At 45.5% G+C, this 11,932-nt stretch carries 8 protein-coding genes and 5 tRNA genes; 2 read left to right on the forward strand and 11 right to left on the reverse strand.

Annotation, left to right across the window (positions count from 1 at the left end):
* Positions 1–87: 87 nt before the first annotated feature.
* Entirely contained in the window at positions 88–858 is a 771-nt protein-coding gene (locus CTT30_RS15105; protein WP_239838720.1) for a chromosome partitioning protein ParA, read from the forward strand.
* Positions 859–872: 14 nt separating this feature from the next.
* Here the strand turns inward: CTT30_RS15105 and CTT30_RS15110 are convergent, their stop codons facing one another.
* From CTT30_RS15110 to CTT30_RS15155, 10 genes are all read right to left on the reverse strand, one after another.
* Positions 873–1,781, reverse strand: coding sequence for an SPOR domain-containing protein (locus tag CTT30_RS15110; protein ID WP_239869835.1), 909 nt, complete (start codon positions 1,779–1,781; stop codon positions 873–875).
* A gap of 170 nt (positions 1,782–1,951) precedes the next feature.
* Complete coding sequence (locus CTT30_RS15115) at positions 1,952–2,890, reverse strand: ABC transporter permease (protein WP_239838722.1); 939 nt, start codon at positions 2,888–2,890, stop codon at positions 1,952–1,954.
* Between the two features lie 2 nt (positions 2,891–2,892).
* A complete protein-coding gene (locus CTT30_RS15120; RefSeq protein ID WP_239838723.1) occupies positions 2,893–3,870 on the reverse strand; it encodes an ABC transporter permease in 978 nt (325 codons plus the stop codon).
* Between the two features lie 176 nt (positions 3,871–4,046).
* Positions 4,047–5,597 (reverse strand): ABC transporter substrate-binding protein, encoded by a 1,551-nt coding sequence (locus CTT30_RS15125; protein WP_239869838.1) that lies wholly within the window; start codon positions 5,595–5,597, stop codon positions 4,047–4,049.
* 87 nt (positions 5,598–5,684) lie between these two features.
* The gene (locus CTT30_RS15130) at positions 5,685–7,400 is read right to left on the reverse strand and encodes a dipeptide ABC transporter ATP-binding protein (protein WP_239876811.1); all 1,716 of its coding nucleotides are present in this window, start codon (positions 7,398–7,400) and stop codon (positions 5,685–5,687) included.
* Positions 7,401–8,214: 814 nt separating this feature from the next.
* Positions 8,215–8,291, reverse strand: a tRNA-Pro gene (locus tag CTT30_RS15135).
* A 145-nt stretch (positions 8,292–8,436) separates the two neighbouring features.
* A tRNA-His gene (locus CTT30_RS15140) sits at positions 8,437–8,512 on the reverse strand.
* 47 nt (positions 8,513–8,559) lie between these two features.
* A tRNA-Pro gene (locus CTT30_RS15145) sits at positions 8,560–8,636 on the reverse strand.
* A 155-nt stretch (positions 8,637–8,791) separates the two neighbouring features.
* Positions 8,792–8,867: transfer RNA gene (locus tag CTT30_RS15150), tRNA-His, on the reverse strand.
* A 41-nt stretch (positions 8,868–8,908) separates the two neighbouring features.
* Positions 8,909–8,985: transfer RNA gene (locus tag CTT30_RS15155), tRNA-Arg, on the reverse strand.
* 287 nt (positions 8,986–9,272) lie between these two features.
* Here CTT30_RS15155 and CTT30_RS15160 point away from each other — a divergent pair.
* Positions 9,273–9,686 carry a c-type cytochrome gene (locus tag CTT30_RS15160; protein WP_239838775.1) on the forward strand — a complete coding sequence of 138 codons (414 nt, stop codon included), beginning with the start codon at positions 9,273–9,275 and terminating at the stop codon, positions 9,684–9,686.
* An 83-nt stretch (positions 9,687–9,769) separates the two neighbouring features.
* On the opposite strand, the gene rep is transcribed toward CTT30_RS15160, so the two are convergent.
* A complete protein-coding gene (gene rep / locus CTT30_RS15165) occupies positions 9,770–11,788 on the reverse strand; it encodes a DNA helicase Rep (protein WP_252035549.1) in 2,019 nt (672 codons plus the stop codon).
* Positions 11,789–11,932: the final 144 nt, after the last annotated feature.

An 11,932-nucleotide genomic window follows, 5' to 3' on the forward strand; every position in this document is an offset into this window, starting at 1 on the left:
GCTGGGGACTGTCTAAATTATAGGCACAATTTGTGATGACAACTAAACTTAGACTCTAACAGGATTCAAAAAACATGGAATGAGTTCATGGATTTAGCACCTCTTCTCACAGCAGAGAACCTCGTCGCCCTAGCGATCGATATGGGTCTTTTTATTCTGCTAGTCTGGTTTGTGATATTACTTTTGATACTGCGTGAGTTTCGCCATTTTGCGCGAGAGGTCGTTCATGGCCAAAATATGGACCGCAATACCTATGAACTGTGCCAACAGTCGGTTGACAGTGCCTTGAACTACACCGCAGAAAATAGTGACACATTGAATGACCTGATCATTATTCAGCAAGCATTAGAGGCACAAGTATCGCAAATCAAATCGGCTAATGAAGGAGGGCTAAGTGCTCAAGATCAGGAATCCATCGAAGACCTCAACCAAAAACTGAGTAAATCACATCAATTGATAAAAAAACTCAAAGGTGACCTCAACCGCAGCATTAAAGGGCTAAGAAAAGCCAAGAACAAACTCCTGAAGCAATCGGATACCGTAGAGAGCCTGCAACAAGAAAAAGAGCAACTAGAGAAACAGTTCGAGCAGCTTGAGCAAGAGTATGTCCAGATCAGTGAAGCTGGCGGCTTCAATAAGCTCGAACAAGACTATCAGCAAGAAAGACAACAATTGCTCGGCATCATAGAGACGTATAAGAAGAAAGCGGCTGAGAAAGGTGACATCGGTGAAGTGCGAACCCAACTTGAAGCTGTGCAGCAGCAACTGCACCACATCACCAAAGAGAAAGACTTTGTCGAGAAGAAATACCTCGACTTAATTAAAGAGAGTGAAGAAAAAAACCAGTCACCCACTTAGCTACTGGTTGATTGCTATTTCACACACATCACATTCAGCAAAGATGTGCCCTTCAGGTGATTAACTTTACCACTGTAGAATAAACCAATTCGATCCGCGCCCCAGTAAGGCAAATGCATTGGCCATTTATCTCGTGACATAACGTCAGCATTGAGCAAGGCTTGCCACTCTTTTTCCGTCGCCAAACGCATTCCCATTCGATAGCAAGTCTTATAAGCCATTTCATAATCCATGCGATTCCAAGGCAGTTCATGTTCCATATAGAACTGATCGTTACCAAACATGCTATACGGCACCTTATACTCGACACCGTTTATGTTGGCGTGCTGACGAATCGCCACCCCTTGGTTTCGCGGTTGTTCCGGCTTCGCTTGGGCTAAAGTTTTAGGCTCAGGTTTACTTGGTGCAGGAAGAACCGTTGTTTTTTGCTGTGCCACTTTAGTAGGTGGCTTGGCCGCCGACTTAGTAACTGGGACAGCTTTGGCCGTTGGTGCACCTTTCACGATTTCACGAATAAAAGCTTCTTTGTAATCCGGTAATTTTTTGACTTTAGCCAGATCGGACTTTGCTTCAGAAAAAGCTTTATACGGGCCAATCAAACAACGATACGCCTTCCCCTCTGGCTTAGCCCATACATCCGCACTGATGTGTTGATATATTTTCTTCGCTTCAGGCAAAGCCAGAGGCTTGCCATACACACCACACTGAATCCAGAAATAAGACGCCTGACCTTTTGGTTTTTGTTTTCCCCACATCCCCTTACCAATCGGGCAAGCAGCATCGAGCAAAGGCAAGGTGTCGCTAGAGGCCTGAGTTGCATCACACAAAAATTCTTCCGCATAGGCCGGAGCAGACTGCATTGGTAAAGCGAATACCGCAATGCTCATAAGTGCGATTAAAGGTCGCCTAAATGTAACGGCCATTCTCGTTCCCATATTCTTTATTTAAACCTTAAATTCGATGTCCATACTCTAAACGATAGAGTGCATTATTGACGACTCACTACTAAAAAAATTCAGATGCAAAAAAAGAGCCGTAACATGTTACGGCTCTTAGTGTAGTGAGGTTTTTATAACCAAATCTTAGGCTTGGATCACCCTTTGTAGATTTTCGGGTTAAATACATCACGTAGCCAGTCACCCAATAGATTGATAACCAACACTAGTGTCACCAGAACGACACCTGGGAAAGCCGTAATCCACCAAGCTCCTGAGAAGATGTAGTTAAAGCCGATACTGATCAGAGCGCCAAGTGATGGTTGATCTACCGGAAGGCCTAAGCCAAGGAAAGAAAGTGCCGCTTCTGACATGATGGCGTTTGCCACCTGAACCGTCGAGATAACCAAGATAGGCGACAAACAGTTCGGCAGAATATGGCGGAACATGATACGAGGAGCTTTAAAGCCCATGACTCGTGCAGCTTCCACGTATTCTTTCTTCTTCTCCGCCAAAACCGAAGCACGAATAGTTCGCGCATACTGCGGCCATTCTGCTACACCGATGATCACCACCAGCATAATTACCGCATACTGGGCGTAAAAGTCACTACCGAAGCTGGCTTTGAAGATAGCCGACACTATGATCGCCACCATCATCGTAGAGAATGACAGCTGGACATCAGCAAAGCGCATCAGGAAGCTATCGATACGGCCACCGAAGTAACCCGCCGACAGGCCAATCACGATACCTAGTATCAATTGTAAGCCGACCGCCAAAAAGCCAATCGTCAATGACAAGCGAGAACCGTAAAGTATGGTTGAAAGGATGTCACGACCTTGCTCATCGGTACCAAGCACAAATCGCTCGTCACCGTCTTCCATCCAAGAAGGTGGCAATTCTGAGTCCATGATATCGATAGACGCGAGATCATACGGGTCAGTTGGCGACAACACTGGTGCAGCAAGTGCCATTACGAGGAATAACATAAACACGGTAAAGCTGGCCATCGCCACCTTGTCGCGTTTGAAATAATAAAGAAAATCCGATTGTTTGAAACGCTCCCAACGAGAAGGAGCAGCTACTGTTTGACTCATGATTATGCTCCTTTGCTTGTCAGGTTAACAGTCGGGTTGATGATACCGTATAGCAAATCCACAATGGTGTTAGTGACTACGAAAATCAGACCAACGAAAATTACGTAGGCGGTGATCAGCGGCGTATCCACACGGTTGATGGCTTCTAGGAAAAGGAAACCAGTACCCGGCCACTGGAACACAGTTTCGGTCAGAATGGTGTAGGCCACCATAGTACCGATTTGTACACCACCAACCGTCAACACAGGCAACATGGTATTTTTCAGGGCATGCTGGTAATAGATTTTATTAAGAGCAAGGCCTTTAGCCTTACCAAATTTAATGTACTCAGAGCTCAGCACTTCCAGCATTTCAGAGCGCACTAGGCGAATAAATAATGGCAGCATGATGGACGCCAGCGCAATACATGGCAGGATTAAGTGTGCAAGGCCATCAAGAGTAAAGTAGCCAGATTCCCAGCCGAGCACATTGGCGGTTTCTCCCCGACCATAGGACGGTAGCCAGCCAAGTTCAATTGAGAAGACATACATCAACATTATCGCGGTCAAAAAGACCGGAATAGAGATCCCGATACTACTGAACGCCATCACCACTTTGGTAAAGATACTTTTCGGGTGAATTGCCGAGTAAACGCCGAGAGGAATTGAACAAACAATGATGATCACTGTGGCACCAAACACCAATTCTAGTGTCGCCACCAATTTATCGAGAATTACTTCAACCGCTGGACGCTTGAAGAAATAAGAAGTCCCTAAGTCACCTTGTAGCGCAGCGCCAACAAAGCGAGTGTATTTCGTAATGAAGGGATCGTTAAGGCCGAGCTCATCACGGAGAGCTTGACGCTCCGCTTCAGAAACCGATTGACCAACAAGCTCACGCAACGGGTCACCCAGATTATCCTGAATGGCAAACGCCACCAAACTGATCACAAACATCACTATCAGTGCCTGAAACAGGCGCTTGACCAGAAACGAAAACATTCCTTGCCCCTTTAACTTTCCGTAGATTTCAGTCTGCTAAACCAGAAAAACTCATCTGATCGCACTTTCAGTCTGAAAAATGGCACCTAACCCGACTGAAACAAAGCTAAGCACCAAAAAATTAAGTATTGGCACCCGAAAAGGGTGCCAATATTCCAACTTAATTCTGTGAGGGGTTATTTCACCACCAAGTCACCGAAGTAAGGGAAGTTCATCGCGTTCACGATTGGCGCGATATCAACGTTAGATTTTGCACCCCAAGCAAGGTTCTGCCAGTGTAGAGGAACAAACGCCGCTTCGTTGTACAGCGTTGCTTCTACTTTCTGAAGCATCTCTGCACGCTTAGCTGGGTCCGTTTCTACGTTTGACGCGTTAACCAACTTATCCACTTCTGGGTTCGAGTAGTGGCCACAGTTGTATTGGCCTTTACCTGTTGCTTCATCACGTGTCATGGTTAGGAACTCAGAGAAGTTCGCTGAATCTTCTGTATCTGAGTGCCAACCAATCATCAGCATGTCAGCCGCACACTTGTCGAACTCTGGCCAGTATTGCGCTTTAGGCATAGTCTTCAGATCCACTTTGATACCGATCTTAGACAGCATGGCCGCAGCAGCCTGAGCAATTTTCGCATCGTTTACGTAGCGGTTATTTGGCGCCATCATTGTTAGCGTGAAGCCTTTCTCGTAACCCGCTTCCTTCATCAGCTCTTTGGCTTTCTTCAGATCATAGCGTGGCACTAGGTCAGCTTGGTAACCAGCGTAACCTTCTGGGCCTTGCTGACCAGCAACCGTGGCAAAGCCTTTCATGATTTTCTTCACAATGCCTTCGTTGTTGATCGCGTGAACAATCGCCTGGCGAACACGAACGTCTTTCAGTGCTTCATTACTGTTTTGGTTCATTTGGAACGTGATGATACGTGTACCTGGTAATGTCACTAGGTCTACGTTCTTCGCCCCTTTGACACGCTTGTGATCGTTTGGCGCCACCGGTGCAATCATGTCTACATCACCAGAAAGTAGCGCGGCAACACGTGTCGCGTCTTCTTTGATTGGTACAAGTGTTAGCTTATCTACGTTACCTGTGTCTTTGTCCCAGTAATCACCAAAACGCTCAAATGTGACTTTTACACCTTGCTCACGCTGAGTAACGATAAACGGACCAGTACCAGAAACGTTCGTTGAAGCGAACGAGTTACCGTGCTTCACCACTTCCGCTTTGTCTTTGCCATCTTCTGTCTTACCAGAGTAGAACTTGCTGTCCATCGGGAAGATGTAAGTTGCCGTTTGTAGAACTAGTGGGTAAGCCCCTTTCGAGATTAGCTCAACCGTATAGTCGTCTACTTTTACCATCTTCTCGTATGGTTCGAAGATAGCTTTGAAGTCAGGAGAGTCTTTCAGACGGTCAAACGTCCAAACTACGTCGTCAGCCGTCAGTTCGTTACCAGAGTGGAACTTCACGCCTTTGCGCAATTGGAAGCGGAAAGTTGTGTCATCAACACGTTCCCATTTCTCAGCTAGGCGAGGTTCAAAATCAAACTTTTGTGTGTAACGAACTAGTGGATCAAACACCATGTGAGACATTTGCAGAGTACCGCCTGATAGCTGCTCATGCGGGTCCAGAGATACTGGGTCAGCATCGTAAGCCACTGTGATATCTGCTGCTGCTGCGCTAAAGCTCAAGCCAGCTGCCATTAAAGCCACTGCTAGTTTGCTTTTCATGGTTTTCATTGCATAACTCCTTATGCGGGATTCATCCCTAGTTGTTGTGTTTGCTTCTGTTTGGTCACCCAAGTACATCTGGGTAATGTCTACGACTTACGCCGTTTTTACTTCTTCTCTTAAACCTGTAAATTCAGGCATTAAAGAAATCAGTTGTTGACTGTATTCATGCTGTGGTGAATTGAACAGCTGCTCGGTTGGCGCAACTTCCAATAGTGTTCCCATTTGCATCACACCCACTCGATCGCACATTTGGCGAATCACAGGGAGATCGTGACTGATAAACAACATGGTGAGATTTAACTCATCTTGTAAGTCTTTTAATAGGTTAAGAATTTGTGCCTGAACCGATACATCCAGTGCGGACGTTGGTTCATCACAAATCAGAAGACGTGGACGAGTCGCTAGAGCACGCGCAATCGAAATGCGCTGACGCTGACCACCTGAGAATTCATGTGGATACTTCACACCAGCCATCTTTCCCAAACCAACGTGATCAAGCAGATCGTTGACGATCTGTCTGGTTTCCGTTTCATCGCGGGTTAACTTATGAAAACGGATTGGCTCAGCAATGATGTCAAAGATCTTCATCCGTGGGTTCATAGATGTGTATGGGTTCTGAAACACCATCTGCATCTGACGACGAAGTGGACGACGCTCCTTTTCAGATTTTAGCGAAGTCAGATCAATACCTTCAAAAGTAACCTTGCCTGAGTTTGGCTGATACAGACCCGCAATCACACGTGCAATGGTTGACTTACCCGAGCCCGATTCACCCACCAAACCGAAGGTTTCCCCTTCGAAAACTTCAAAGCTGACATTGTTCGATGCCTGCACGTACTCACGACGGCTTTCAAACAATGAATCCTTGGTGGTAAAGCGAAGATTGACATTCTCTACGGTCAACAATGAACCTGTGTATTCACGATGATCCTGACTTTGGCCTAGCCAATGATTTTTCACATCCAAAGGCGCCATCTCATGAGCTTCTTCGATGTAACTCACCAGAGGGAAACGCTCAAGCTTCATATCTGAGCGAGGAACAGCAGAAATCAAGCTGCGAGTATATGAATGGTCAGGATCGCCTAATACTTTTGCTGTCGGGCCAAACTCAACTAAGTCGCCTCGATACATGACCGCAACACGATCCGTGACATTAGAAACCACACCCATATCGTGGGTGACCAACATACAACCAACATTATTCTTGATACACAATTCGCGGATCAGGCTCAGAATTTGGTCTTGAATAGAGACGTCCAACGCCGTGGTCGGTTCGTCAGCGATGATCAAATCAGGCTCACCGGCAAGTGCAATAGCAATAACAACACGTTGGCGCATACCACCTGAGAATTGGTGAGGGTACTGCTTAAGGCGATTTTCTGGCTGTGGAATACCGACTTGCTGCATTAAAGATAAGGCACGCTGATAAGCTTCTTCATCTGACACATTCATGTTGGCGTGAATAGTCTCTTTCAGCTGGTGCTCAACCGTAAATAGCGGGTTAAGGGAAGTCATTGGATCTTGAAAAATAAACCCAATTTTTGAGCCTCGAACTTGTCGCATCTCTTCAGCCGATAAACCGGAGATCAACTCACCGTCCAAATAGACATCACCACTGGCGATACGGCCAGGAGGGCTAAGCAAATCGATCACAGCGTTACCAACTGTTGACTTACCCGCACCAGATTCCCCAACCACACCCACGATTTCGCCTCGCTCAATATTGAGCGATAACGATTTAACCGCTGCATGCACACCATGACGCGACGGGTATTCAATACGAAGATTTTTAACTTCTAAGAGTGACATTAACCAGACCTCTACTGCTTTGGCAGCTTTCTGCCCTGTCTGAAAAGTGAATCCATTCAAGCCAGCTCGTCACCCAATCCAAAAAGCAAATTGGGTATATCGTTCTGGCAATTTACAAGGTCATCAATTTGGCAAAAAATTCACAGAAAAGCAACAAACATAGGATAAAAAGTCGAGTTCGAACAAAAACCAAGCAGCTTATGAAAATAAATATGCAATCAAGCTAGATCATCGGTTGGTCATACCTGTACACAAACCTCAGCTTCAGAGTAAGAATAATAAGCAGATTAGTTATAACTTAAAACCTTTAGCCATAAAAAACGATGAATATTAATTCACAAAAAAGACCAGCCAACCCTTTAACAAAATAAAAACATTAGGTCAGATAAAATTTATTTGTTAGACCTAAACTCCGAGAAAATAAAAATTAACCAAATATAGAACCAGATAAAAACCAAAAATACAGACTAAATGACTATGGTTACTTTCACACCAAACAGCAAGTATCACCACACGATTATGCGTAACTATTAAATGCATAATCAGCACATATAACTGAGCGCTCTTTATTCAAGCGTTACCAAGAAAGCTTTTGTATAACCATGTTTAACAATCTATGCGCCATTCATGTTCGGGCTCATTCAAACCTGTTGGGACCATGAAAGCGTGGCATTGTATGTACCTCTTGATTTAAACCATTGGAGAGCAAAAAAGAGGGATACTAAAGCAGAAAGAGGCTTGAGCCCGTTAGTAGACTTAATGATGAGTATTCAATGCAAAAAAGCCCCGACATTACTGTCGAGGCTTTCAATAGTGGTCGGTGAAGAGGGATTCGAACCCCCGACCCTCTGGTCCCAAACCAGATGCGCTACCAAGCTGCGCTATTCACCGACGATGGATTTTGTTACTTGGTTTACGTTATAGACCCTCTGGTCCCGCTTATTCCAAGAGCCGAGATGCGATACAAATAACGCTATTCGCCGACTTATATTTATCTTGAAGAGAGTCAAGAAAGGAAGCAATGCCACCTGAGTAATGGGGTGGCTAACGGGACTTGAACCCGCGACAACTGGAATCACAATCCAGGGCTCTACCAACTGAGCTATAGCCACCATCAAAATTTTGATGTTTACCGCTCTTAAAGCCATAAACGAAAGAGTGGTCGGTGAAGAGGGATTCGAACCCCCGACCCTCTGGTCCCAAACCAGATGCGCTACCAAGCTGCGCTATTCACCGACGAATTATTTTTTTACTTGGTTTACGTTTATAGAAGCTTAACCCTCTGGTCCCGCTTATTCCAAGAGCCTAGATGCGCTACAAACAACGCTATTCACCGACTTAAGTTTTATCTCGATAATCAATCAAGAATGGAGACAATGCCACCAAAATAATGGGGTGGCTAACGGGACTTGAACCCGCGACAACTGGAATCACAATCCAGGGCTCTACCAACTGAGCTATAGCCACCATTATACTGCCAATTTAACTTACCTTAGTAAGCGTCCGGATGGCGCGCCCGAAAGGATTCGAACCTTCGACCTTTGGCTCCGGAGGCCAACGCTCTATCCAGCTGAGCTACGGGCGCATGCCCTATCGGCGGAGTGGAATAATACGTATATCACACTAGGCCGTCTAGTACTTTTTAAACTTTTTTTATCGTTTGGCGCCTTTTTGGGCAATTAAAGTGTGATAAACCCCTATTTCCCATTAGATAACCCCATGGAAGCGGGTAACTTGTTGTTTATTGCAACAAGTTATCAGGATATAATCACCCAATATTTACATTGATTTAACAGCAAAACGCTGTGGATCAAACCACACTCTAATAATAGGTAAGCACGAACTTACCTTCAGGAATGTAAAGTGAGTTTAATGGATATGTCTCGAAAAATCTTAACCGCTTTGGTCGCTGCGATCACTTTTTCTAGCGCCTCTTTTGCAGCTAATGTTAGCCAAGAAGACTATGATGCGATTGCAGAGCGCATTAAACCTGTCGGTGATGTGTACCTTGCAGGTTCAGAACCAGTCAAAGCAGAGCCAACCGGTCCACGTGATGGCGCGACCGTGTATGGCACCTTCTGTATTGCTTGCCACGCATCAGGCGTTAGTGGCGCACCAAAAACCGGTGATGCTGGTGACTGGGGTCCGCGAATTGCACAGGGCAAAGACGTGCTGAAAGACCACGCTATCAACGGCTTTAATGCTATGCCAGCGAAAGGGTCCTGTATGGATTGTTCAGACGATGAAATCGTTGCGGCAATTGAGCACATGATTGCCGGCCTGTAATTCGTCTTTATATAAGAAGCGATTCGAAAAAGGGCTTGGTTTTCACCAAGCCCTTTTCATTACTGTCTTCTATAAACAGTACATCAATCTTTATTAAACATCGCTCGAATATTAGCGATATGTGCCTGCCCTTTTGCCATTCGTTCTTCTTGGGTCTGGGGCTTTTTATTCACTTCCCACTCTACATCATCAAACGGTAATTCATCTAGGAATCGACTTTGGGTCGGTTTAATTAATTCGCCAAATTGGCGACGCTCTTTACACATGGTAAAAGTCAACTCGCGCTGTGCACGGGTGATCCCTACGTACATCAGACGGCGCTCTTCTTCAACATTGTCTTCATCTATACTGGTTTGGTGAGGCAAAATACCTTCTTCCGCACCAATCAAATACACATAAGGGAATTCAAGACCTTTCGAAGCATGTAGCGTCATTAGTTGAACAGCATCACTGTCCTCATCTTCTTCCCCTCGCTCCATCATGTCACGCAGTGTCAGGTGCTGAACGACTTCTTTAAGACTCTTTTCTTCCTGATCGTAATTATCTCCCTCCAGATCTGCGACAATCCAGGAGTACAGATCAGAAACGTTTTTCATCCGCATTTCTGCTGCTTTTGGGCTCGCAGAGGTTTCATATAGCCAGTCTTCGTAGTTGATGTCCCGCACCAATGAACGCACAGCTTCTACAGTGTCTCCTCGCTCAGCCTGATCGGCAATCTTGACTAACCACTGACTAAAGCGGCGCAAATTTTCTAACCCACGGCCAGACAAGTGCTGCTCCAGTCCGATCTCAAAACTGCACTCAAACAGGCTCTTGCCGCGCATATTGGCGTAACTGCCCAGTTTTTCCAAGGTTACTGGGCCAATCTCACGCCGTGGCGTGTTCACAATACGCAAAAATGCATTGTCATCATCCGGGTTCACCAACACACGTAAATACGCCATGATGTCTTTGATTTCAGCACGAGCAAAAAATGAGGTACCGCCAGAGAGCTTGTAAGGCACTCGGTTTTGCATCAGCGATTTTTCAATCAGACGAGACTGATGGTTACCACGATATAAGATAGCGTAATCGCGGTAATCAGTACGATTGAGGAACTTATGGGCGATCAGCTCACCCGTCACGCGCTCCGCTTCATGTTCTTCATCTTTCGCCAGCAACACTTTGAGCTTTTCGCCATCGGGGATTTCAGAAAACAGCGACTTCTCATACACGTGCGGGTTGTTGGCAATTAAAATATTGGCAGCGCGCAGAATTCGGCTGGTTGAGCGATAGTTTTGCTCCAGTTTGATCAGACGAAGATTCGGATAGTCTTCACCAAGCAAGACTAAGTTCTGAGGTTTGGCACCACGCCAAGAATAAATCGACTGGTCATCATCTCCCACAACCGTTAAGCGGCCACGCTCACCGACAATCAATTTCACCAACTCATATTGGCTGGTGTTAGTATCTTGGTACTCGTCAACGAGCAAATAACGAATGCGGTTTTGCCAACGCTGACGGACTTCTTCATTAGTACGCAGCAGCAGAACTGGTAAAGCGATCAGATCATCAAAATCGAGGGCGTTATAGGCTTTCATCTGCTTTTGATACATTTCAAAGCAGAACGCAAACAGTTGCTGTTGCTCACCCTGTGCGCGCGCTTTGGCTTCATCAGGGGTCAGCATGTCATTTTTCCAGTTAGAAATCGTACTGAGCAATTGACGCAATAAATCTTTATCGCCATCCAACTGCTTCTCCGTCAGCTCTTTCAGTAGCGCTAACTGGTCTTGATCATCAAACAAAGAAAAGCCCGCCTTTAACCCCAGCGACTTATATTCTCGTTTGATAATGTTGAGGCCCAAAGTATGGAAAGTCGAAACCATCAAGCCTTTCGATTCGTTTTTACCTAACGTCTGGCCGACACGCTCTTTCATTTCACGTGCTGCTTTATTAGTAAACGTCACCGCAGCAATATTGCGCGCCTTATAACCACACTGCTGAACCAAATACGCAATCTTATTAGTAATAACGCGAGTTTTGCCAGATCCCGCACCCGCCAAAACCAGACAAGGTCCTGATACATATTTTACGGCTTGGTCTTGATTGGGGTTCAGCTTCATAAAGATCTCTGAGGTCAAATTCTTTGGCGCCTATAATAATGCTGCAACAGATCGATTGCTATGCTTAATCGACACCGACTAGTGCCAGCTAAAATGATCTCATTACCTATAAATTTACATAATTAACCAAATATTTTATTGCAC

The sequence above is a fragment of the Vibrio coralliilyticus genome, from assembly GCF_024449095.1.
Lineage (GTDB): Bacteria > Pseudomonadota > Gammaproteobacteria > Enterobacterales > Vibrionaceae > Vibrio > Vibrio coralliilyticus_A.